The organism is Sulfurospirillum sp. (genome assembly GCF_036802865.1).
Classification (GTDB): Bacteria; Campylobacterota; Campylobacteria; order Campylobacterales; family Sulfurospirillaceae; genus Sulfurospirillum.
In genome coordinates this window covers 789,755-811,691 of the sequence record NZ_DAIRVK010000001.1, presented here as the reverse complement: position 1 = coordinate 811,691, position 21,937 = coordinate 789,755, and the positions used below count along the sequence as shown (strand labels likewise).

26 protein-coding genes are annotated in these 21,937 nt (G+C 41.2%); 2 read left to right on the top strand and 24 right to left on the bottom strand.

Going from position 1 to position 21,937, the window contains the following annotated elements; translation table 11 throughout:
• Positions 1–10: 10 nt before the first annotated feature.
• The 7 genes from V7Q04_RS04040 to V7Q04_RS04010 all read right to left on the bottom strand — a co-directional run bounded on the left by V7Q04_RS04040 (position 11) and on the right by V7Q04_RS04010 (position 8,078).
• Complete coding sequence (locus V7Q04_RS04040; RefSeq protein ID WP_333803622.1) at positions 11–1,675, bottom strand: sensor histidine kinase; 1,665 nt, start codon at positions 1,673–1,675, stop codon at positions 11–13.
• Entirely contained in the window at positions 1,668–3,338 is a 1,671-nt protein-coding gene (locus V7Q04_RS04035; protein WP_333803621.1) for an ABC transporter substrate-binding protein, read from the bottom strand. Before V7Q04_RS04035 ends, V7Q04_RS04040 begins: the two co-directional genes overlap by 8 nt.
• Positions 3,325–4,017, bottom strand: coding sequence for a response regulator transcription factor (locus V7Q04_RS04030; protein WP_333803620.1), 693 nt, complete (start codon positions 4,015–4,017; stop codon positions 3,325–3,327). Before V7Q04_RS04030 ends, V7Q04_RS04035 begins: the two co-directional genes overlap by 14 nt.
• Before the next feature lie 209 nt (positions 4,018–4,226).
• A complete protein-coding gene (locus tag V7Q04_RS04025) occupies positions 4,227–4,589 on the bottom strand; it encodes a hypothetical protein (RefSeq protein WP_333803619.1) in 363 nt (120 codons plus the stop codon).
• A 4-nt stretch (positions 4,590–4,593) separates the two neighbouring features.
• Positions 4,594–5,232, bottom strand: a complete 639-nt coding sequence (locus tag V7Q04_RS04020) for a 4Fe-4S dicluster domain-containing protein (protein WP_333803618.1) — start codon at positions 5,230–5,232, stop codon at positions 4,594–4,596.
• Between the two features lie 12 nt (positions 5,233–5,244).
• Entirely contained in the window at positions 5,245–7,521 is a 2,277-nt protein-coding gene (locus V7Q04_RS04015; protein WP_333803617.1) for a molybdopterin-dependent oxidoreductase, read from the bottom strand.
• The gene (locus V7Q04_RS04010) at positions 7,518–8,078 is read right to left on the bottom strand and encodes a TorD/DmsD family molecular chaperone (RefSeq protein ID WP_333803616.1); all 561 of its coding nucleotides are present in this window, start codon (positions 8,076–8,078) and stop codon (positions 7,518–7,520) included. Before V7Q04_RS04010 ends, V7Q04_RS04015 begins: the two co-directional genes overlap by 4 nt.
• Before the next feature lie 202 nt (positions 8,079–8,280).
• Between V7Q04_RS04010 and V7Q04_RS04005 the strand changes: the two genes are divergently transcribed.
• Entirely contained in the window at positions 8,281–9,024 is a 744-nt protein-coding gene (locus tag V7Q04_RS04005) for a ferredoxin-thioredoxin reductase catalytic domain-containing protein (protein WP_333803615.1), read from the top strand.
• A 64-nt stretch (positions 9,025–9,088) separates the two neighbouring features.
• Here the strand turns inward: V7Q04_RS04005 and V7Q04_RS04000 are convergent, their stop codons facing one another.
• From V7Q04_RS04000 to V7Q04_RS03970, 7 genes are all read right to left on the bottom strand, one after another.
• Positions 9,089–9,661: a toxin-antitoxin system YwqK family antitoxin gene (locus V7Q04_RS04000; RefSeq protein WP_333803614.1), complete on the bottom strand. Its 573-nt coding sequence runs from the start codon at positions 9,659–9,661 to the stop codon at positions 9,089–9,091.
• Positions 9,662–9,741: 80 nt separating this feature from the next.
• Entirely contained in the window at positions 9,742–10,842 is a 1,101-nt protein-coding gene (ychF, locus tag V7Q04_RS03995) for a redox-regulated ATPase YchF (protein ID WP_333803613.1), read from the bottom strand.
• Between the two features lie 118 nt (positions 10,843–10,960).
• A complete protein-coding gene (locus tag V7Q04_RS03990) occupies positions 10,961–11,086 on the bottom strand; it encodes a hypothetical protein (RefSeq protein WP_333803612.1) in 126 nt (41 codons plus the stop codon).
• Positions 11,087–11,094: 8 nt separating this feature from the next.
• Positions 11,095–12,222, bottom strand: coding sequence for a cytochrome d ubiquinol oxidase subunit II (locus tag V7Q04_RS03985; protein ID WP_333803611.1), 1,128 nt, complete (start codon positions 12,220–12,222; stop codon positions 11,095–11,097).
• Position 12,223: 1 nt separating this feature from the next.
• Positions 12,224–13,750: a cytochrome ubiquinol oxidase subunit I gene (locus V7Q04_RS03980; RefSeq protein ID WP_333803610.1), complete on the bottom strand. Its 1,527-nt coding sequence runs from the start codon at positions 13,748–13,750 to the stop codon at positions 12,224–12,226.
• 11 nt (positions 13,751–13,761) lie between these two features.
• Positions 13,762–13,971: a DUF4492 domain-containing protein gene (locus tag V7Q04_RS03975; protein ID WP_333803609.1), complete on the bottom strand. Its 210-nt coding sequence runs from the start codon at positions 13,969–13,971 to the stop codon at positions 13,762–13,764.
• Between the two features lie 103 nt (positions 13,972–14,074).
• A complete protein-coding gene (locus tag V7Q04_RS03970) occupies positions 14,075–14,440 on the bottom strand; it encodes a NifB/NifX family molybdenum-iron cluster-binding protein (RefSeq protein ID WP_333803608.1) in 366 nt (121 codons plus the stop codon).
• Between the two features lie 115 nt (positions 14,441–14,555).
• On the opposite strand from V7Q04_RS03970, the gene V7Q04_RS03965 reads away from it, so the two are divergent.
• On the top strand, positions 14,556–15,146 hold the full coding sequence (locus tag V7Q04_RS03965; protein ID WP_333803607.1) for a DUF134 domain-containing protein: 591 nt from the start codon (positions 14,556–14,558) through the stop codon (positions 15,144–15,146).
• 1 nt (position 15,147) lies between these two features.
• On the opposite strand, the gene V7Q04_RS03960 is transcribed toward V7Q04_RS03965, so the two are convergent.
• From V7Q04_RS03960 to napG, 10 genes are all read right to left on the bottom strand, one after another.
• A complete protein-coding gene (locus V7Q04_RS03960) occupies positions 15,148–15,534 on the bottom strand; it encodes a DUF6858 family protein (protein ID WP_333803606.1) in 387 nt (128 codons plus the stop codon).
• Between the two features lie 24 nt (positions 15,535–15,558).
• The gene (locus tag V7Q04_RS03955) at positions 15,559–16,527 is read right to left on the bottom strand and encodes an SLAC1 anion channel family protein (protein ID WP_333803605.1); all 969 of its coding nucleotides are present in this window, start codon (positions 16,525–16,527) and stop codon (positions 15,559–15,561) included.
• Positions 16,528–16,693: 166 nt separating this feature from the next.
• Entirely contained in the window at positions 16,694–17,080 is a 387-nt protein-coding gene (locus tag V7Q04_RS03950; RefSeq protein WP_333803604.1) for a DUF6858 family protein, read from the bottom strand.
• 330 nt (positions 17,081–17,410) lie between these two features.
• A complete protein-coding gene (locus tag V7Q04_RS03945) occupies positions 17,411–17,947 on the bottom strand; it encodes a PAS domain-containing protein (RefSeq protein WP_333803603.1) in 537 nt (178 codons plus the stop codon).
• A 9-nt stretch (positions 17,948–17,956) separates the two neighbouring features.
• A complete protein-coding gene (locus V7Q04_RS03940) occupies positions 17,957–18,310 on the bottom strand; it encodes a chaperone NapD (protein WP_333803602.1) in 354 nt (117 codons plus the stop codon).
• Positions 18,307–19,254, bottom strand: coding sequence for a WD40 repeat domain-containing protein (locus V7Q04_RS03935; protein WP_333803601.1), 948 nt, complete (start codon positions 19,252–19,254; stop codon positions 18,307–18,309). The genes V7Q04_RS03940 and V7Q04_RS03935 overlap by 4 nt, the downstream gene beginning before the upstream one ends.
• Entirely contained in the window at positions 19,251–19,763 is a 513-nt protein-coding gene (locus V7Q04_RS03930) for a ferredoxin-type protein NapF (RefSeq protein ID WP_333803600.1), read from the bottom strand. The genes V7Q04_RS03935 and V7Q04_RS03930 overlap by 4 nt, the downstream gene beginning before the upstream one ends.
• Positions 19,764–19,765: 2 nt before the next feature.
• Complete coding sequence (locus V7Q04_RS03925) at positions 19,766–20,290, bottom strand: nitrate reductase cytochrome c-type subunit (RefSeq protein ID WP_333803599.1); 525 nt, start codon at positions 20,288–20,290, stop codon at positions 19,766–19,768.
• Positions 20,287–21,120 carry a quinol dehydrogenase ferredoxin subunit NapH gene (gene napH / locus V7Q04_RS03920; RefSeq protein ID WP_333803598.1) on the bottom strand — a complete coding sequence of 278 codons (834 nt, stop codon included), beginning with the start codon at positions 21,118–21,120 and terminating at the stop codon, positions 20,287–20,289. Before napH ends, V7Q04_RS03925 begins: the two co-directional genes overlap by 4 nt.
• Complete coding sequence (napG, locus tag V7Q04_RS03915; RefSeq protein WP_333803597.1) at positions 21,117–21,932, bottom strand: ferredoxin-type protein NapG; 816 nt, start codon at positions 21,930–21,932, stop codon at positions 21,117–21,119. Before napG ends, napH begins: the two co-directional genes overlap by 4 nt.
• Positions 21,933–21,937 lie beyond the last annotated feature (5 nt).

Below are 21,937 nucleotides of genomic sequence, written 5' to 3'. Positions count from 1 at the left end.
ATTCTTTAAGCTAATGGTGTTTAATTTTAATCGTAAAGAGCGCACCTTCTCCGGTATTTTTAACAGTGACAATGCCATTCATATTATTTTCTATAATCATCTTCGTCATATAAAGCCCAATGCCTGTGCCTTGTTTAGCGTGTTTTGTTGTAAAGTAAGGCTCAAAAATGCGCTCTATATACTCCTGTGCAATGCCACCACCATTATCCTCAATCTTGATGAGCGTGTATTTTTCACCATTTTTGACACTCATACGAATAAAAGGATTTTCAATATTGCGATCCGTCAATACATCTTTGGCATTTGAGAGAATGTTCAAAAGCGCTTGAGCAAACTCATTGGGGTAGCCAAGGACTTTGATCTCATCTGCCGAATTAAACGAAAACTCAATAGAATGGTAGCGAAGAGAGGCTTGAATGATGGAGCTTGCCCGCTCACACGCATTGTTGATCTCAAAAATCTCTTTATCTTTGGAAGGCTTGAAAAAGTTTTGAAAGTCGCTGATGGTGTTGGACATATACGCGGTGATGCGGTTACACTCCTCGATCTTCTCCGTTAGAAACGCTTCATTAAAGTCATCAAAATGCTGTCTTACTTGAATGATCATCAAAAGGGCATTGATTTCACCTAAAGGCTGTCTCCATTGATGGGCGATATTGCCGATCATATTACCCATGGCGGCGAGTTTGCTCTGTTGGATCAAGAGCTGTTCTTGGCGTGTGCGCTCATCGATCTCTTGCTGAATGCGAAGCTCTAGGTTGTCGAGCATTTCATTCATTACGGCTTTAAGCAAATTGAGTTGGTCAGAGTTTCCAGATGCGACAAGTCTACGATTAAGATTGCCTAGTTTTAGGTCTTCCACAACATTGGTCGCATCTTCGATGAGTTTGCTATCTTGCTCTAAGTTAGATTGAATGATCTCAATATTTTGGTTGATTTGTCGTGCCATATCGCCTAGTTCGTCTTTATTGGCAAGGGGGATGTGAATGCGTGTAGCCTCTTCTGTTGAAGGTGACTTCAAGTAATCGAAAAACTCTCTAAGCCCTCGACGTACAAGTAAAATAGAATCTACAATATTTTTTGCAATAAAAAAGCCCACCAAAAATGTTAAAAGAACGATAATAATCAACCAAACCGCGATAAAATAGCGCGAATTAACCGCTTCTTTATTGGCTTTCGCATACGTTTCTGACGAATGGGTCAACTCGTTTTGCTGTAACACTTCAAGCGAATCCATGAGTGCGTAAAACTGGTCACGCTCAACCGTATTGGCATTGATAAACGCCCCCTCTTCAAAGTCATCTTTGAGATAGACTTGATTGGCTAAGATGAGCGCTACATAATTTTTCCATTGGTAATACACCGTAGAAGGAAGCTTGCTAAAAGGCTCTTCCATTTGAGTGTGCATCTCATTGATTTTGTTAAGAATATCCTTACGCAAGTCTTCGTTGGGCGCCATAATGAGGGAAAGCGATTGTTCCCTGAGTTTAAAGAGTGGCAAAATGTAGCTCTGCTGAATGGTTTGCACCCGCTTAGAGCCTTCAAATACATTGTTGACATTGACAACACCTTTGTTAGTAATGTCAAACGCCAAAAAAGAGAGCGTGACAATCGCACAAATACCCAAAGACGCCATCAGAAAAAATTTATACCGCATGGAAAGATACTTAATCATAATCAAACCTTAATGGAAGCATCGGTGCTTCACGCTCTTTAGGATACTGTGCGTTATTGCGAATCGACCAATGGTACTTCGTCAGCTTTGCCTTCCATAAAGGCATCATCAAAACCGATGAAGGCTCATAGCGCACCTCTTTATTGACCGCTAAAACGATGTTTGGAGATGGTACAAACAGCATATATGCCTTTTCATAGGCTCTTTTAACGATTTTTGAAACCACCTCATCAAACGCCTCACTTTGAAACTCGACATCAAAGAAACGCTCAATGTACTCTTGCATCACATCGTCTTTATCAATGGCCGACCATTTATCAGAGATACGATATGCAAAAAAGGCTGTCCAAGGGTTGTTACTACTCCAGTCATCATTGCCCCACGTTAAGATGTCCCATGTTTTAGGCGATGCTCTGTTGGTTAAAAGTTGCTCGTAAATCTCTTTTTCATTGGGCGTGGTCGTATAGCGAAGCGTTACGCCGTATGTTTTAAGCTGATGCTCAATACCTCTCCACAAAAACATAAAGCGATCCATCGTAATGACATCCAGCTCCAACCCATTCAAAATCTTTTTGAGTTTTCTCTCTTCTTCAGGATTTTCACGAGTGCTCTCTCCCCATGTCGGAAGATACTTGGTTGCTCGTTTGACGGAGCGATAATTCACCGAAGCTTCTGTAGGTGCTAGTTCACCCTCTTTTTTATAGACAAAATTGAGCAGATTGGCTTGGTTGAGTGCCTTGTTTAACGCTATACGAATGTTTTGATCTTTGAGTTTACTATTTGGCTTTAGTAGGTTAAAGTAGATCGAAATACTGTGCGTTGAAGGCTTAGTATAGAGCCTTGCATACTTTGAAAGTACGGTTTCAACTTTTTTATTGAAAGGGATGGGCGTTATATCTAAACGCTCCTCTTCCAATGTCATACTGACCGATTGTTTTGATGTAAGCTCTGTATAAATGGTAATGTTTTCAATGTACGGCAATCCCACTTCATAATAGTTTGGATTGGCTTTAAGCTCTAAAATAGGCGTTTGAACCCGTCCCGTCGCATAGCCTTCTTTTAGTATGTAAGGTCCAAGTCCATAAGGACCTGGACCTTGCATACTGTTACATGTAGAACCCTCTTTCGTGCTCCAACCATAGCGCTTAAGATAAGCAGATGTATAAAGATTGATGGAGGTAAGGTCGCTAAAAAGAAGCCCATAAGGCTTGTGCAAATGAATACGAATGGTATGTGCATCGACTTTGGTTACGCCCTTGAGTCGTTTATGAATGTCTGAATAAACAACAGGATCTTGCATAAAATAGGTAAAATTTTCTACCACAGAATCCGCATTAAAGGGTGTTCCATCTTGAAAGAGTACACCTTTACGTAAGGAAAATTCATAAGTGAGATCATCTATTTTTGTATACGATGTTGCCATCATATACTCCCAGCCTTGACGATTTCCACTGGAGCGTACCAGTGTGCCATTCACCAATTTGGAGACATACAGATAGGGCATAGTGGGTAAAAAAACTTTGATGTGAGAGCCAGAAACACGTTCGTTAATGAGGATAGATGCGGTGTCATCACTGCGGTAATAAAAGGGATTTTTCCATTCTTGCGCACATCCAATGCTCACAAAAAACAACAGCAAAAGAGAGAATCTAGCACATCTCAAATCGATACCCCACTCCCGATAAATTGGTAATAAAATCTTTCGGCAACTTCTTGCGCAAATTTCGCACCAAGGAGCGAAGCGCACTATCGGTCATCACATCATCTTGCCATACATGGGCTTGGAGTTCAGCATAGGTGACAATACGTTGTTTATTATGAAGCAGTAACTCTAAAAATCCCGATTCTTTTTTATTGAGATGAATGATCTCACCCTCATAGGTTAAATGCTTATGGTCAACATCATACAAGTAGCCACATGGAAGTTCATACACAATGGTATGCGTTTGAACGATGCGCTTTAAGCAGCGAGAGAGCGCTTCTAGTAACCCATTGAGCGTAACAGGCTTGATGATGTACTGCTCTAAATGCAGATCAACCACTTTGAGCAAATACTCTCTATCGGTATGCGCAGAGATGATAACAAGCGGTGTCATTTCATCGGTTTTACGAATCTCTCTTACAAGATCCACACCGTTCATAACAGGCATTAAAATATCGGTAATCACAATGTCTGGATTTTCAGTTTTATAAAGTTCTAAAGCAATTTTGCCGTTCTCCGCTTCGATGACTTCTTTGGTATAGTAGCGAAGCGATGCGGCAATGTTTTTACGGATGCCCTCTTCATCTTCGACATAGAGAATAGTGAGCGTCTTCAATCGTTCCAAAAAAAGTTTATCCACGTTTGATGCTCCTTATTTAAAGCAGAGTTCTTACAGAACTCTTTTATCACGTTTTTTAGGCAAAGCCCAAAAACCTACGCTACGCCGCTGTGGCGCTAAGCTTGCCTCTAACGAGGCAGAAAAGTTTTGGTAATCTCATTTATTCATTTTGGCTTCTTAGCAGTAAAACGAATCTTTGTATTTGCAAGACTTGCAACCAAAATACCGCCTCAGCTCCCTTTATACATCAGGTTCACACGAACCGACATCTCATAAATGCCCTCAACCAAAGGCTTAATGCTCGTTTTAGGGTACCAGCCTTGCACTTCAGGCTCACTCTTGGGTGATTTTAGGGTATCCACAAAAACACTTACCATATAGCCGGAGGGGAGTTCAGGCTTTTCGAGCTGTATTATAACGAAGTTTTCTTCGCCTACTACGTAGTTTTTAGGCTCTATAAGCGTAACGTTTTGATGAGACAATGCCTCAAAAAGAGGGTCACCAAAACTACAAGTACTCGGGGGAGGATTCCCCCAAGCGTAAGAAAACACAACACTACAAGCGAACACTAAAGTAAGAAGTGTTGCTCTCATGAGATTATCCTTTTGGAAGTCTATAGACCTCTTTTGGCATCGAAGGGTGGATAAACCGCGTCGTCGGTTTCGTCTCAGCGTTGATCGCATAGTCAATGCCAATCGGTGCAGCATTTGCATACTCTTTATACTTTGGATCGTGAAGATCAATAATTGCGATTGCGCCTACAGGGCAGGACTGAACACACGCCGTTGTTTTTCCATCGGCTTGTCTCTCCCAACACATACTGCATTTCTCGGCTTGTCCCATCTTTTCATTGAACTTTGAAGCGCCAAACGGACACGCTTTCACACAACCACCACACCCAATACAGATGGTTTGGTCATGTTTACAAATGCCTGTTTCAGGGTCTTTCGTATGCGCGCCCACAGGACAAATCGCCACACACGCTGGATTTTCACAATGGTTACATGCCAGTGAAAAATAAAAGCGCTCCATAGGCATCTGTGCGTTTGGTGCTTTTTGATATGAAACTAAGGTAGGTAAGATATTGTTATTATCCATATGATACTCCTCCGCTCCGATCTCACGCACTTTTCGCCACAAAATCCCTTTATCTTGATGATACTGATTTTTACAGGCCATTGCACACGTATTACATCCTAGACAGATACTGCCATCGACTAAAAAAGCTTTTTGCATCACAATCTCCTGTTATAGTTTTCTAAAGTTGACAAAGGTATCGTGCAGTGCAACGCCAGGCGCACCTGTCTTAAACGCACCCATGTCAGAGCTGGTGTCATCGACAAGCTCATTGACGTTATAAATGTTGTTGTTATACCACTGCTCATACATCAAAACCGTACCTGCTTGAACATTGTCCGTGAGTTTGGCTTTGAGTCTTAAGAGTCCTTGTTTATTAAAGACCGCTACGGTGTCGCCCTCTTTGACCATTTTCGCTTCGGCATCATCAGGATTGATGTACACGTAAGGTTCAGGATGCACATCTTCCATCCACTCTAAGTTTTGGAATTGTGAGTGCAAACTCCATCTGCTGTGAGGTGAGGTCATACGGAATTTATCGTACGGTTTACGCACTTCAAGATACGTTGGCAAGGCGCTTCCAAAAAGCTCCAATGCTTTGTCCGAGTAAAACTCAAATTTACCACTTGGTGTTTTAAACTTGCCATCGGCATAAGGGATTACCGCTTTGGCTTTGACCGGTCCATTTTTAAGCTCTTCCCATGATTTGATGCCAAATTGCTCGTAAATACCAGGGTTAAACTCTTTGACCATCATCGCTTTGGTATCAACACTTTGAGGGAAGGTACAAGAGCCCGCTTGAAGTTGATTCATACGTTTTGAGAGCATCGCTGCGATTTCAAGGTCTGATTTGACTTCAAAGAGTGGTTTGATCGCTTGCTCATTGAGTGTCAACCAATAGTGCCAGTAAGAGACGTTCACATCATACTCTTCAAATTGCGTCGCAACGGGGAGAACGATGTCTGCCCATTTAGCGGTTTCATTGAAGAACTGGTCTGCAACCACAACAAGGTCAAGTTGTTGGAAAGCACGGATGAGTTGATTGCGGTCAAAATCTTGTGCAAAAACGTTTTTACATGCAACCCAAAGGAGTCTTACTTTTGGCTCTTTCGCATTGATCAGCTCGCGCGCGGTTTTGTTGATGTTCAAGAAACGATCGGTATAGTTTGATTTTGCATCTTTTCCTTGGGCAACATCACCTTTTGCCGCTTCAGGACCTGTGTAACCCACACTACCTTCTGGTTTTGGCATGCTGAGCGCTGCGTAGTTAAAGCCCCATGTATTGAGGTGTCCATAACGAGCCCCTCCTGCGTATTTTCCGATGTTTCCAGATACGGCAACGAATGCGTCAATCGCACGGATCATCGAACCGCCATTAGTGTGGCGTTGCATGCCATAACCCATCCAAATCGTCGCAGGTTTCGCTTTGGCAAACGATAAAGCCAACTCTTTGATCATCGCTAAAGGAATGCCTGTGATTTTGGAAACGTTGTCTAATTTGATCTCTTTATCAAGATACGCTTTGTACTCTTTGTACCCTTTTGAGTTCGCATCAAGCCATTTTTGATCGTGCAAATTGGCGTCAATAATAATCTTCGCCATTCCAAGGGCTAAAAGACCATCGGTGCCCGCTTTGATCTGAATGTATTGACTCGCTTTGGAAGCGGCTTCGGTAAAAACAGGGTCAATGACAACAACTTTTGCCCCTTTTTTCTTGGCTTCATAGATGTATTTCATCGAGTGAATTGAGTTACTCGCAGGATTCACACCCCACAAAATAATAAATTTACTGTCTTTCATCTCTTCAGGATCGTTACACCACATATCGCCCATATCGAGGTTTTGCGCATCAATTCCTGCTGGCCAACATGGCGTTCCCGCAAGTCTGGTGGTATAACCAATCGAGTTAAACATACCCTCAATACCATAATGCGTAATACCAAAGTTACCAGAGTATTTTGTAAGTGCTGCACCTAAAAGCGTGCCGTCCTCTTTTTTCATCTCCAACAGTTTCTTCGCGATAATGTCCATCGCTTGATCCCAAGAGATGCGTTTCCAGTTACCTGAACCTTTACCACCCACTTGCATCATCGGGTATTTCAAACGTCTGGCAGAGTAAACTCTCTTAACATATGAATTGCCCTTGACACAACAGCCACCTCTGGTGTACGTCGATTCAGTCGCACCCTCAATAAACTGCATCACGCCATCTTTAACGTAGGTTTTAATGCTACAGGTGTCGTAACAGTTTCTAGGACAGGCGTTGCGGAAGGTTTGATAGCTCTTCTCACCTAAATACGGTATTTTAGTATTAAGATCTTCATTGGCTTGGAGAATGCCTCCGGGGAATGAAGACAACACACCACTGGCGGCAAGCCCTTTTAAAAAACTTCTTCGGCTGATACCATTGTTCACAATGGACTCAACGTTTTCCTTTGAGTAACTCATGCGGTAACTCCTTGTGTAGTAGTTTCTCTTATCAATAACGATTTGAGCTGTGATAAAATAAAGGTCATGGCTTTAGAGTCATGCTCACTCTCCTTTAAGGCTCTCTCGATAAAACGAGGTACCCAAAGATTCATGTGTTCATGTAAAAAATAGTGACGAAGTTCACTTAAGTAGGTTATCCCTTTAGCCTCTTCAAGATAGAGTAGTTGGTAATAAGCATCCAGCTCAACGCCTAAATAATCATCGGGAATGATGTTTTTAAGCGGATTCGTAAAGCCCATCGTTTCGTACAATTCCCTTACATGTAACGTACTTTTTGACATCACCACATCAGGATCATCAATGTAAATGGAAGCAAACGGATCGGCAATAGGCTCCATGGGACCTATAAAATAACGATTGAACTGTACCTCAAGATCCTCTTCAGAGATTTCAATGCATGAGTGAAGTGCATCAAATGCTCTCTTTAGCTCTTGAGAGTTTTGAGCATTAAAGATGTCACGAAGGTGTTTAACGTCATCCAGTCTTAAAGTATTTTGCGATTGAATCGTTTGCATCTTAAACTCTTTTTTTAATTTATTTTTTAACCAACTAAAGAAATGGTAAAGCAAAAAAAGAGCAAAAAAATCGCAAAATGGTTTACATTTAAAATCAATCTACTCTTTTTCTTGATGCTTTACATGTAAAGCGTTCTTTTAATTTTCTTCCAATGCAAATTCTCTATAATACGGCATATAAAAATAAATCAAGGAAATACATTTGATAACTAAAATAGATATGAACTCACCCGAATTTATGGCAGAATTTGAAAAAACAGAGGTATTTACCGACAAGGTATGCGAGCAATTTGGCTTTGCTTATACCCCACTCACTGAAGTCAAAGAGTCCATACAACAAGGCTTAACGCGCAATAAACTCATCTACGGTAAGCGTTACTGCCCCTGTTTTATGGTCATTGGAGCCACACCTGAAGAGCAAGCAAAAGCCGACAACCGCTTGTGTCCTTGCACCCCTGCCCTCACTGTAGAAATTCCAGAAAAAGGCAAATGTCACTGTACGATCTTTTGCACCCCAGAGCATGCACAAGAACTCGCTCAAACGGAAACCATGGAAGAAGTAGCGCATACGCACACGAGGGGTCTTAGCAAAGAAGAGTGTGAAGGCTTGATGAAAAAAGAGCAACTCGATGGCAATGAGCTTGAAGCACTCCTCGAAGCCAGAGAAGATGGCAAGGTAGAGTTTAACCTTGTCGATACCCGCGAATGGATGGAGTGGATAGGCAACCGCATCGTAGGTACAGACTTCTTGATCCCCACAACCAGTTTTCACACAGCGCTAGAACAACTCAGTGGCAAAGAGAACACACCTGTTATCTTGTACTGCTACAGCGGAAGCAGGAGTGCATATTGTCAACGCATTTTAAAACACATGGGTTTTAAAATGGTACTTAACCTAGAATACGGCATTATGGCATATGATGGGGAAACTGAGAGCGGAGAGTAAATAAAAGACTTCATACGCACTCAAAGAGTCAATTTAACTTTTTGAGTGCGTTATAATTTTGAACTTACTGTTCTTTCGTAGCTTCTATCAACTCATCACGGTTAAGTTCTATTTTATTCCCTTGATCGTTATAGTCAAAGCCTTTGACTATTTTTCCCTCTTTAAATTCGATGGTGCGGATCAACTGACCTGTTGGGCTGTAAAGCTTTGTGATGCCCTCTGGTTGGTTCTTTTTAAACGGGGTTTCGCCTTGGAGTTTGCTCGTTGGGTAGTAAAACTTTCCGACACCGTCTGCTTCGTCATTGACAAAAAAGACTTCTGTTTGCAATACACCTGATTCGTAGTACTCTTTTTTGAGCCCTTCGATTTTATCATTTTTAAAAGGCGTTTCACTTCTCAGTCTTCCAGATTCGTAATAGAGTTTTCCAAGACCATCACGCAGACCATTTTTAAAAGGAGTTTCACTTTTGAGTTGTCCTGATTCGTAGAAAAACTGTCCAACGCCATTGGCAGGTTTGAGCGTTTTAACCTCGATTAAAACACCATCTTCGCGAACATCCAACTCTTCGAATGTGTAATTTCGCTCAGCCGCAAAAAGTACCAATGCAGAACACACTAAAGCAACCCATAATTTCATGAATAACTCCCTAAAAAAATTTGAAATAAAAATGAAGAATGTTTACATGCAATGCGTTACATGTAAACATTTGAAGCGGTTTATACGTTAAATCTAAAGTGCATGACATCGCCATCTTGAACGATATACTCTTTACCTTCTAGGCGCATTTTACCCGCCTCTTTTGAACCAGCTTCGCCGTTGAACGCAATAAAATCATTGTACCCAATGACTTCAGCGCGGATAAATCCTTTTTCAAAATCGTTGTGAATAACAGCCGCAGCCTTAGGGGCTTTCCAGCCTTTTTCAATTGTCCAAGCACGAACTTCTTTGACACCTGCGGTGAAGTATGAAGCAAGACCCAGTTTATCGAATGCTAAACGAATGATCTGTTTAAGACCTGATTCTTCGATGCCAAGCTCTTTTAAGAATTCTTCGGCTTCTTCTTCCTCGAGTGCTATCATCTCTTCTTCAACTTTGGCACACAGAACAACAACGTCCGCACCGACTTCTTTTGCGTGTGCTTTAACAATTTTAACAAAACTATTTTCTTCTAAAAGACCTGCTTCATCGACGTTTGCACCGTAAATGATGGTTTTGTTGGAAAGAAAACGTAGCTCTTTATCAAGTGCTTGGAAGTTTTCATCCTCACGGCGTGCAAAGGTGCTAACAGGTTTGATGTCATCAAGGTGTGCTCGAAGCTCCGTGGCGATCTCAGCCATTGCTTGCGCACCCTTTTCAAGTTTGGCTTGACGTTTCAGACGGTCTAGTTTTTTATCGAGTTGTTGAACATCAGCAAAAATAAGCTCACTCTCGATAATTTCGATGTCACGAAGCGGGTTGATGCTGTTTTCAACGTGGGTGATGTTCTCATCTTCAAAACAACGCACCATGTGTAAAATGACTTCTACTTCACGAATGTTTGATAAAAACTGATTGCCAAGACCTTCACCCGCACTCGCACCTTTAACCAAACCAGCGATGTCCACAAAGTCCACCGTTGAGTGCTGAATGCGCTCAGGATTGACGATCTTGGCAAGCTCTTCAAGACGAGGGTCTGGTACTGGAACGACAGCCTTATTTGGCTCAATTGTACAAAAAGGATAGTTTGCAGATTCTGCATTTTGCGCTTTAGTGAGCGCATTAAACGTGGTTGATTTTCCGACATTGGGGAGTCCTACGATACCGACACCTAAACCCATAGATTGACCTTTATAATTAACTTTGAATGCTCAAGTTTACCTTAAATCGTCTTAAAAACTGACATCCTCGCGCAAAAGCGCTTCTATGGAGATAGGTGTTAGGCTTTACATATACAGATTATTTCTCTTTCAAATAGGCTTCAAAATGGTCAATATTGAGCATGATGAAGCAGTACGAGACGTAAATCGTAATAGGCCAGACACAGAGCCACAAAACCCCTGAGGTGTAATTAATTACTTCCATGATGACTCCTAGTAATGATGTGAATCAGCTTCAATTTCAGCCGATGTAATTTTTGTTTTATCCATAGCTCGCCATACAAAATAGATGTAACCAAGGACAAACGGAACACCCAATGAGACATAACTCATTGCGGTAAGCGTGTAGTGTGAAGAGGAGCTGTTTTCGATGCTCAAGGAGCTTGCTAAATGTGAAAGCGAAGGATAAATAGGCGTTGCGTTAAAGCCTAACAAACAAAGAAGACTTGTCACGACTAAAATCGTACCAAGTCCACTCAGAAAAACACCTTGTCTACTTTGTTTAAATAATGTGTTAACGATGGCGTACACAACTAAGAGCGTACCGCTGAGAAAGGTGACTATCAACACAGGGGTTGCTAAAAAGTTTTTCAAAAATTTAAACGTTACAATAGAGACATCTCCATTGGTTGTGTACTCAAAACCACTCATCACTAAAAGCATCACAATGACTGCCACAAAAAACCCTAGAAATAATAATGCATCTTTGACAAGTTGATGTTTTGTATTGATTAAAATATCTTCATCATTAATGTTATTGATAAAATAAAGCTCCGCTTGTACACGCGCTAAAAAGAACAAAGTCAGTCCAAAAGCAACATTGAAAGGATGAAGTGCCGCTTCTAACCCATAACTAGGAAGTGTCCAAGCAGAGAAATTCATCGTATCTCGTACAAAATTCCCTCCTGTAAACAGGCTTCCAAGCGCTATGCCGATTAAAATAATTCCCACACTTCCATTGATGTATAAGAAGGTTTCATAGGTACGTTTGCCTAAAAAATTGTTGGGTTTCACGCGGTACTCATAGGAAACCGCTTGAATGATAAAACAGAACAAAATCGCCATCCAAACATAATACGCTCCGCCAAAGCTCACCGCATAAAACAGAGGAAATGCCGCAAAAAGAGCTCCGCCAAAAAGGACCAGTGCGGTAAAGGAGAGTTCCCATTTACGCCCTAAAGAGGCAACTAACATGTTGCGTTGGTGTTCATCTTTAGCAACGATATGCAAAAGCGTCTGCCCACCTTGCACAAAGGTAATAAAAACAAACAGTGCCCCAATAAGGCTCACCAAAAACCACCAGTACTGTTGTAGACTTAAAAGAGATAAACTTCCAAACATCTTATGCCTCCTCAGGTCCAATTGTAATTTGTTTAAGCATGATTTTCACTTCCGCAATTAAAAGTGCGGTAAAGATAATCGCAAAAAGCCCTAATGTAATCATGACAGAGATCGTATCAATGTGCGAACTTGCCATACCCACAGGAAGCATGCCTTGAATCGCCCACGGTTGTCTGCCTACTTCGGCGACAATCCAACCAGCTTCGCCTGCAATGTAACCCAAAGGAATCGAGAAAAGCCCGGCATAAAGTAGTAATTTTTTCGTCTCAATCTTTCCGATCATACTAAAGTAGAGTACAAAGAAAAAGAGTGCCAAAAACCAACTCCCTAAGCCCACCATGATGTGAAAGCTGTAAAAAGTCAAAGCAATAGGTGGAATGATTTTTTCGGGTTTATCTAAGTAGCCGTACCCCAAATAAGCTTCGTTGGTCCGAAAAAGCGCTAAAGCATCTTCTTTTCGTTGGCTATCGCTTAAAAGTTGCGCCTCTTTATAGTCACGCAAAGCACCTAGGGCAATTTTGCCTTTATCCAGTTTGCTTTGAGCGGGTTCAATGGAGAGTTTTTCATTTCCAAGTACAAGGTCATCAATGCCGGGAACAAACGCATTAATATTGTGAAATCCTAAAAATGAGAGTGCGTAGGGAATTTCTATCGACCAGATAAATTCATCTTGAGTGTCACCAATCTTTTTGTTCATGTTTAACTGCCCGATCGCCACAATGCCTGCACGATGTTTACCATCGTAAAGCCCTTCCATGGCGGCAAGTTTGGTTGGTTGACTTTGTGCTATTTGATGGGCGGACTCATCACCCGAGACAAGCAAAAAGATTGATGCTAAAAATCCAAAAGAAGCACCTACGATGATGCTGCGTTTGGCAAAAAGTTTATGGCTATTCTTGAGTAAAAACCAACTGCTTACCCCTACCACAAAGAGGGAACCCATCACGTAGCCACTGCCAATCGTGTGTAAAAATTTGGAAACCGCGTTGGGATTGAACAGAACATCTGCAAAGCTTTTCATCTCAAACCTCGCACTTTTAAGGTTAAACTCCATCCCCACGGGGTGTTGCATCCAACCGTTCGCTACAAGAATCCAAAGGGCTGAGAGGTTTGAGCCAATCGCGACAAGCCACGTAGAGAGCAGGTGCATTTTAGGTGAAACCTTCTCCCAACCAAAGAACATCACGGCAAAAAAGGTCGATTCTAAGAAGAACGCCATAATGCCCTCAATCGCTAAAGGTGCGCCAAAAAGATCACCTACAATCCATGAATAATTCGACCAATTCGTACCAAATTCAAACTCAAGTATAATGCCTGTAGCTAGGCCTATCGCAAAATTGATTGCAAAGAGTGTCATCCAAAATTTAGTTAATTTTTTCCACTCAGGATTTTTCGTCTTGACATAGATACTCTCCATGATAGCAATCAAGAAAGAAAGCCCCAACGTCAGTGGAACAAAAAGCCAGTGATACAAAGCAGTGAGCGCAAATTGCGCGCGTGATAACTCAACAAGAAGGGTGTGATCCATCGGAATGCCTTTTATTTTTGCATCAAATGTTCAAGAACAGACTCTGCTCTTTGCGTGTCATTTGAAAAGTGTATATGAAGAATATTGGGGAAGAAAAAGAGTTTTAAAACAACAAAAAAAAGGAAGAATTTAATGGCAATAATCGCCCAGAGCTGTTTTCCAACACGCATCTGTTTAAATCCATCGCGATAGAAAAAAATGATCTGTCTAAACCAGTCCATTTTTATAACCTTTTTTTCTTATTATAATAAGTAATAGCTAATATTAATTAAACGAAACGCCCCAATATCACTATTGAGGCGAAAAAGTAGATGTATTTCAGCCTTAATGATGTGCGCAAGTATGATTTGGGTCAATCTTAACCGTTTTGCCCGCTAAAAAATCTCTTAACGCATCTTCAACTGTTTCGTTTTTGTCATCAAAATAAACAGCAACATTAACAGCCAAAAACTTTTTCAAAGGCTCTCCACCAATGCCCGAAACCACAAGCGTATCAGCCCCTAAAGCTTGTATGTTTGCCACAGCATTCGCACATCCACCCGTTACATGACCAGGGTTTTTATGTACTTTGACCTCTTTTACCACACCCTCTTCTACAGTCACTGCTGTGTAAAACGTTGCTTTACCAAAGTGTGCGCCTCTTTTTGCTCCAAGCCCTTCGTCTTTCATCGTTGGAAATACAATAACCATCTTCGATCCTTTAGTATAATTTTGAACATATGACCAAAATGATACTCTCATAGTGAGCATATGTCAAGTATTTTAAATCATGTTATAATGTGTCATTAAAATATAAAGGACAATTATGGCACGCCACAAAAGTAAACGATCCATTTCGTTTCGCCCACCTTGTAGCCATTTTGTTCCATATGAACGTACCTCGCACGAAGAATCCATTTCCCTTTTAGCCGAAGAGGTTGAAGCACTTTATTTGATGGATTTATTGGAGTTGTATCAAGAAGAGGCTGCGCTAAAGATGGAGGTTTCTCGCCCTACATTTGCTCGCATCATTAAATCAGCACGCAATAAAGTAGCTTTAGCACTACTTGGAGGTCATGCTTTGCATCTTGAAAGCTCGAAAGAGCGTTATACGGTTGCCTTGTGCAGTGAAAGCGAAACCTCGCCCTACACAGCTTTAAACCCTAAAGGCAGATACATTCATTTTTTCACGCTTGAAAACCATCAGATCTGTGAGCACCGGATAATTTCTAACCCTCTGCTTATCAATCAGACAAAGCCTTCTTCCGTCTTAAGTGAACTTTTTGTCAAGCAGCGGGTGAATGTGTTTATTACAGGAAATATTGGGCAAGGGTTTAAAAGCACTCTCTCTACAAAAGGAATCCCTGTGCTTTTAAATGAGACAATAACAAACGAAGCAATTACAGCACTTTGGTAGATTAATCTACCAAAGCTTTCGTCCACAATTGCATAATCGCATGAATCTCCTCTTTAGGCGCTTCCATAAATTCAATCACAAAACGGTCTTCAAACTCGCAAATACCAATGCTTCTTGGTCGTACCGCAACTATTTTGGTATTCGGTATGGCACTTCCAAAACAAAAAATAACATTTTGAACATCTTTTAACCCTTCCATGATTTCACCGTTAAGGGATTTGGTGTGGGCATAGTGATCAAAAATGGCGATAAACTGCGCCACGGGATGCGCATTGATCTTCTCTTTAAAGTAGTCAACGATTTGAACCATCGTTTTATGGCGAGCGTCTTCTTTCATCAACGTGAGCGAATGAATAGGATACTGATCTAAAAATAGTGTTTTTTTCATAGAGTTTTCCTTATAAATAGGTGGTTATTCTTGGACACACACTTCACCTTTGAGCATATGCGTGACCGTTTGGTAAAGAACAATAGAAATCACCACGGTTGTGACACCCACCATCACATAAGAGAGGGCTAAAAGCATCGCATCTTTGCTTTCATGGTACATCAGCATAGCGCTTATGCTCATAGCAGCCAGAGGGAAAACAAATGCCCACCATGAAATGAAAAATTTTATTTTGACAAAATTTTTATACATGAAAGCCACCAAAAGTGTAAAGAAAAGTGCTAGATTAAAGAGCATGGTTGCGAAAAAATCGATTACACCAAACATTTTATAATACGCAATAAAGCCAACCGCAGGAGGAGCGATGAGGATAAAAAGTGTGGGCATAAACTTCACCGCTAGTTGATGATGAAAAATAATACGATTGAGCAAAATGGCAAAGAGAATCACCCAAAAAAAGATGCCACAACTAAAAAAGTACATGAGCACGCCTTGGCTCGCAAACCCAATGCCACCAACGGGAACAAGGACATTGCCAACGACAGGGATAAACCATGCAGGATTTGAGTGGTCTAACTCCTGATTGTGATTGATCCAAAAAGAGATGGTGTGCATGGTTAGGTAGAAATGAAGGGCTGTTCCTGCATACCAAAAAAGAGCCGAAATATTGACATTGACCTCTTTGTAAATAATCGCTAACATTAACATCGAAATGGAAATTGCTGCAAAAAAATTAAGCCTAATGGGATGAGAAAATTCTTTTTTCACAACAGGTGTGTATTTGATGTATTTTCCAAGATAGATGAAGGAAATTACTGCAAAAAGTGTGGTTGACAGCACCATTAAAACTGTTCCTATCATCTCGCTAAACCCTAACCATAATGCCGCCTTTTGGTACATCATCGTTAAGCCACACATACCCATGACCATTGCATACATCATGATGGGGAAAAATTTTACTCTGCTATTTTCGCACGCAAGTACTTCGTCCATTGAGACTCCTTATTATAACTTTTAATAAATATAATTATAAGAATATAGTTTTATTAATTATAAAATCATAAATAAAAATGGCTAGGTATTGGTGTTAATAAAGTCAAGAGATTATGCAATAAAAAATAAAGGATGACAGATGAAGAGGTCACGGCACTTTGGTAGACTAATCTACCAACTCTTTTGCCCACACTTCTATCTCAGCATAAAATGCCTCGTTAGCGGTATCTGAAAATTCTATCACAAAGCGATCTTCAAACTCACAGATACCGATGCTGAGTTGGCGTACTGCTGCCATTGTGGTGCTTGGGATAGCATTTTTAAAACAAAAAACAATATTTTTAGCATTTTCAAGCCCTTTCATCATTATGCCATCAAGCGCTTTCTTCTTCGTATAATGGTCAAAAGCTGCTATAAAATGTGCCATAGGATAAGTGGTTATTTTCTCTTTAAAATACTCAACCATTTGAGCCATACTCTTGTAACGAAGCTCTTTTTTTACTAATGTGAGCGAATGAATTGGATTTTGCTCCAAATGAAGTGCTGTTTCCATACAAATTTCCTTTAAAATATACTATGTAGTGGCGAATATCTTTCACGTAAAATGCGTTTACTGAAAGGACGATAGGGTCTGATTAAAGAGTACGAGAGTAAACAATCGCCTGCATAAAATTCACCTTGATTAATGAAAACAATGCGATTGCGCAAAGTAGCAAATGCTAGAATCTAACGAAAGGTAGCACACCTAGTGATCTAGTTTGTCAAAAAGAAGCGTGGTATTGTTACATAAAAATACAATATCCTACAGCATAGCAGAAAATTACTTCGATCTTAACATGGCTTTTATACTACGTAAAAGTTAAAATCAACACACTGTGTTTGATTAAAAGAGTGTGTCGTTTAAAATGTCATTCATAATTTGATCGCTTGAACACGCTTTTTCACGTGCAAGTGCCTCAACTTTATGCACAATATCACTTTGCAAATAAAGGACAACTCTTTGCGTGTTTTCTTCGTGATTTTTAAGCGCATCATACTCACGTTGCATCTGTACTTTTAAGGCATCTTCCATAGGCGCACGTAAGGATTTGTACTCGATGAGTACGCCATCTTTGTAAACGCCCGAAACTTCGGCATACACCCAGTAATAACCGCCATCTTTACGACGATTTTTGATATATCCTTTCCACATTTCGCCTCTTTGTAAAGTTTCCCAGAGGGATTTAAAGATGGAGTGAGGCATGTCGGGATGACGTACGATGTTATGAGGTTTGCCGATGAGTTCGTCGATTTCATAACCTGAAATGAAAGCAAACATTTCATTGGCATAGGTTATTTTGCCACTTAAATCGGTACGTGAAACGATGAGTTCATCGCTAGGAACAAACGTTTCTACAAACATTTGATACGTCGTTTGCATGAGGAGTCCTTAATGAATTTTTTTCTTCAAATCGCCTTTATAGACGATGTCTTTAAGCGCAATATTTTCATCATTTAAGATAGGAGGGACGACCTCTGATAACTCTAGTTTTGCTCTCTCAGCATCCAGTTCATCTTCACTGTACGCCATCATCATATCGGCGCAGATGACGTGAGGAATCTGCTCGATCTTTTTCATCTTAGACATCTCTTCATCGATGTTCTCACCTTCGATGGTTACAACAATTTTTCCCTTTTCCACATCGTGAAAATGGTAGTCACAAAAATCGCTCGCCTCGCAAATCGCGATAATACCTTCAACGAATTCTGGCTTTGCTTGTATCACTATACTTGATATATTCATGGGAGTCTCCAAATCATAATAAATTGATCGTCACTTGCACTTACAAGCTCTCGCTCACTTGCAAAAACGATGGTGTTGAGCGTACTTTTTTGCCCTTTGAGCGTATGAACTTTACTTTTAGTTGCAAGATCAAAAAGGACAATATCATTTTGTTCATTAAAGGCAAATGCACCCCATTTTAGGCTTGGGCTAAGCGCACCTGCATAGATAAGAAAAGAGCCATCAAAACGCTCATACGCACCATTGCTAAGGTCATAAACAATGCCTCGCCTGTCTTGTCCTGCACAGAGCACTTTCTCTTTTTTAAAGTCAACTTTGTAGACGTTGTCGACATTGCCACCTTTGAGCACTTTGATGATTTTGCCACTCTGTGCATCAAAAATGGTGATTTCGCCTGACTCACACGAGCTAGCAACCATACTCTTCGTCTCGTTCAAAGTAAAATCGCTAAAGTGCGAAGAGGAAGGCTGAATGCGGTAAATCTCTTTTTTATTTTTAATATCCCACAACAGAAGTTCATTGCTCAAAAGTGCGACTAAAATGCGGTTCTTGTCAACAAATTTTGCTTTAGAAATAAACAGATTGGCATGTGCGTCAATAAGTATTTTAGATTTTCCCTCTTCAACAAGGTAAAGTTCACGTGCCCCACTACTGGCCTGAACCACCGCTAGAAGCGTATTATCTAACATATCGACCGAGAAGATTTTGGGAGCAACTTCATCGCCTGTAAAGTCTTTAATTTTAGGAAATTGTGTAGAAGAGAGTTTTGTGGCATCGCTTAGTTTATACATCTCAAGCGTTCCCACACTGGTTCCAGCAATAATTTTACCCTCATAAAGTGCTATTTGCTGTACGTTTCCAGCTGCTTCAATGACACTGCGAGGACTGAGTTCTGCACTCGTAAGCAGACTGGTAAGAACACTTAAGAGTAGAAAATACTTCATGCTTTCTCCTCACATTTGATAGTAATAGCACTGCTCGGACAAATCCCGACACACATGCCACAGCCATTGCACACATCCATTTCTATATGGGGGCGAAAAAGCCCTAAAAAAAGAATGGCTCGAGGTTCACACGCATCCAAACAACTGTTGCACAAGCTTTGGTGCCATGCCATACATGTCATTATATCAATTTCAGCTTTTACAGGTATCTCTTTTTTGAAAGCAATGTCTAAAACACTGCTAGGACACGCATTTGCACAGGCGTCACAAAACGTACACCCTCGTTTTGTAAAGTCTAAGCAAGGGGTATGAGCAGCATCGAGGAAGATAATATTTTCTTCGCATGCGTTTATGCAAGGTGACGCTTCACATGTAACGCATATCTCAGAAAATTCATACCCCACTTGATGGTAAGGTGGGCGCACAACACACAACTCATTTTGAATTTTTTGTGCGCTTTTTTTACCAAAAAGAGAGGTAAGAACCCCTCTTCTGCTGCCATTTGTCATGGTTATCTCACGCCTTCATTGAGTTTGTCAAGAAGATTTGAGCGACTTTTCTCACTCTCGCCACGATACTCTGGTTTAAAATTATTTTGAACCAAAGGCTCGTTCGCAGATTGAGGCACATGACATGCTGAACAGTTATAACGAGCTTGACTCATCTCCGTCAACACTTTTTGAGTTCTCATATCAAAAAAGTGTGACTTTGGAATCGGAGTCGCTTTCACTGCCTCAGCAACTTCAGGCAAGTGACACCCCGTACATGCATTGCTCTCTTTCGTCATATCCAGCATTCCCTCTACGTCATGTGGAATCAACGGAGGTGCGTTTTCAAACGATCTTTGAATCACTTTAGATTCACCTGCAGAGACGGTAGAATATGATGTTGGCTCTCCTACAACAGTTTTTTCGCTGTAGAGATCCACCTTTCTAAGCCCCAACTCTTCTTCATTGTACGATTGGGTCACAGCACATCCTGTGGCAACAATAATACTAAATAAAGAACCCATTATTAACGTTTTTGTACTAATCATTCTTTTTCTCCTACATTTGTGTTAATGTAATTCCTCACACCAAAAGAGAGTGCATCACTCTCACACACCTCAACGCACCTGCCGCAGTTGGTACATTCTCCAGAAACGATGGCACCACTACGTTTAGAAATAATGCCAAGGACTTGTTTCTCAGGACAAATATCTTTACACGCCATGCACAAAGTACATTTTGTGTGGTTGTGTTTAACACGTACCAGACTTAAGCGCCCAACAAGGGAGTAAAACCCGCCTAAAGGACAGATGTGCCCGCACCAGCCATTTTTTACAGCAAAAAGATCAAACAAATAAATACAGAGTATAGGAGCAACGCTCATGCCCATACCAAAGATGATGCCTCTGCTTAATAACCCAATAGGACTAACCATCTCAAATGCTGCAACACCCGTGATAAACGACAAGATGAGGCTAAGGGCTAAGACCCAGTACCTTACATTCTTGCTCAACCAGAGCTTTTTCTCAATGGATTTATCCAAAAGTAAAACTCTGCGTGTCCAGGTTGCTGCATCTGTGACAATGTTAAGCGGGCAGACCCATGAACAAAAAGCACGACCACCGACAACGATGTAAAAAAGCAAAACCAAAGCACCACCGACAAGAACATCCAGTCCTAAAAGCGCCCCTGCTGAAAACATTTGCAAAAGTGCAAATGGATCGGCTAAAGGAAGCTTTTTCATGACCAAAGAGGAGCTTAGGTTACCGCTTAAAAGCATAAAGCCGTACACATTGGCACTCACATACAACCCAAGGATACCCAACTGAGACAAACGTCGTGCCATCATAAAACGGTGGCTTCTTATCCATTCTCTCATTTGAACATCTCCTCATTCGTGTTGAGATAGTCTGTCGCAGATTTCTCGCTACGTTTGGTATGTGTCGTGACATCACTGCTCGCTTTTTCTAAGCGCTTCTCATCGCCCTTCTCCCAGCCCTTGATGTAGTGTGACCCGATAGCCCCTTTGGCAATGTCCAAAGGCAACACATGAATCGCTGCTTTTTCGGTGACACACGCCCTCTCGCACAAACCACATCCCGTACAGGTAAGGCTGTTAACGATAGGGGTCAAGTAAGCATGTTTGCCCGTTCGCTCATTTCGTCTATACTCTAACTTTATCGCACTATCCATGATTGGACATGCTCGGTAACATGCGTCACACTGAATACCCCAAAATGCGATGCACGACTCAACATCAACGACGGCAAGTCCCATACGTGCTTTGGTGATGTCAAACTCTTTGACACCCTCAGTGATTTTAGAGACACTCTTCGCATCCAGTGCTCCTGTAGGACATACAGGCACACACGGAATGTCGGTGCACATATAACACGGTACCTCTCGTGGGTTGAAAAAAGGCGTTCCCATAGGCTTAGTGTCACCCGGTTTGGCTAAATGCAATGTGTGGTACGGACAGGCTTCAACACACTGTCCACACTTAATACACAAACGCATAAAGTCAATCTCAGCAACTGCCCCAGGAGGTCTTAAAATCAGCGGAGCTGATTTTGCCTCTTCCAAATACCCTGTCCAAACCATACCACCAAGTGCTGCAAGACCACTTCCTTGAGCTATCAAGGTAAGAAATCTTCTGCGCTCCGTGATTGCGATTTTATTTGTTTTTTCCATGTTTT

Bases quoted from the DNA above. Each gene is read 5' to 3' on its own strand.
- V7Q04_RS04040 (WP_333803622.1), bottom strand. From the start codon at position 1,675: ATGATTAAGTATCTTTCCATGCGGTATAAATTTTTTCTGATGGCGTCT.
- V7Q04_RS04025 (WP_333803619.1), bottom strand. From the start codon at position 4,589: ATGAGAGCAACACTTCTTACTTTAGTGTTCGCTTGTAGTGTTGTGTTT.
- V7Q04_RS04020 (WP_333803618.1), bottom strand. From the start codon at position 5,232: ATGCAAAAAGCTTTTTTAGTCGATGGCAGTATCTGTCTAGGATGTAAT.
- V7Q04_RS04015 (WP_333803617.1), bottom strand. From the start codon at position 7,521: ATGAGTTACTCAAAGGAAAACGTTGAGTCCATTGTGAACAATGGTATC.
- V7Q04_RS04010 (WP_333803616.1), bottom strand. From the start codon at position 8,078: ATGCAAACGATTCAATCGCAAAATACTTTAAGACTGGATGACGTTAAA.
- V7Q04_RS04000 (WP_333803614.1), bottom strand. From the start codon at position 9,661: ATGAAATTATGGGTTGCTTTAGTGTGTTCTGCATTGGTACTTTTTGCG.
- ychF (WP_333803613.1), bottom strand. From the start codon at position 10,842: ATGGGTTTAGGTGTCGGTATCGTAGGACTCCCCAATGTCGGAAAATCA.
- V7Q04_RS03990 (WP_333803612.1), bottom strand. From the start codon at position 11,086: ATGGAAGTAATTAATTACACCTCAGGGGTTTTGTGGCTCTGTGTCTGG.
- V7Q04_RS03985 (WP_333803611.1), bottom strand. From the start codon at position 12,222: ATGTTTGGAAGTTTATCTCTTTTAAGTCTACAACAGTACTGGTGGTTT.
- V7Q04_RS03980 (WP_333803610.1), bottom strand. From the start codon at position 13,750: ATGGATCACACCCTTCTTGTTGAGTTATCACGCGCGCAATTTGCGCTC.
- V7Q04_RS03975 (WP_333803609.1), bottom strand. From the start codon at position 13,971: ATGGACTGGTTTAGACAGATCATTTTTTTCTATCGCGATGGATTTAAA.
- V7Q04_RS03970 (WP_333803608.1), bottom strand. From the start codon at position 14,440: ATGGTTATTGTATTTCCAACGATGAAAGACGAAGGGCTTGGAGCAAAA.
- V7Q04_RS03965 (WP_333803607.1), top strand. From the start codon at position 14,556: ATGGCACGCCACAAAAGTAAACGATCCATTTCGTTTCGCCCACCTTGT.
- V7Q04_RS03960 (WP_333803606.1), bottom strand. From the start codon at position 15,534: ATGAAAAAAACACTATTTTTAGATCAGTATCCTATTCATTCGCTCACG.
- V7Q04_RS03955 (WP_333803605.1), bottom strand. From the start codon at position 16,527: ATGGACGAAGTACTTGCGTGCGAAAATAGCAGAGTAAAATTTTTCCCC.
- V7Q04_RS03950 (WP_333803604.1), bottom strand. From the start codon at position 17,080: ATGGAAACAGCACTTCATTTGGAGCAAAATCCAATTCATTCGCTCACA.
- V7Q04_RS03945 (WP_333803603.1), bottom strand. From the start codon at position 17,947: ATGCAAACGACGTATCAAATGTTTGTAGAAACGTTTGTTCCTAGCGAT.
- V7Q04_RS03940 (WP_333803602.1), bottom strand. From the start codon at position 18,310: ATGAATATATCAAGTATAGTGATACAAGCAAAGCCAGAATTCGTTGAA.
- V7Q04_RS03935 (WP_333803601.1), bottom strand. From the start codon at position 19,254: ATGAAGTATTTTCTACTCTTAAGTGTTCTTACCAGTCTGCTTACGAGT.
- V7Q04_RS03930 (WP_333803600.1), bottom strand. From the start codon at position 19,763: ATGACAAATGGCAGCAGAAGAGGGGTTCTTACCTCTCTTTTTGGTAAA.
- V7Q04_RS03925 (WP_333803599.1), bottom strand. From the start codon at position 20,290: ATGATTAGTACAAAAACGTTAATAATGGGTTCTTTATTTAGTATTATT.
- napH (WP_333803598.1), bottom strand. From the start codon at position 21,120: ATGAGAGAATGGATAAGAAGCCACCGTTTTATGATGGCACGACGTTTG.
- napG (WP_333803597.1), bottom strand. From the start codon at position 21,932: ATGGAAAAAACAAATAAAATCGCAATCACGGAGCGCAGAAGATTTCTT.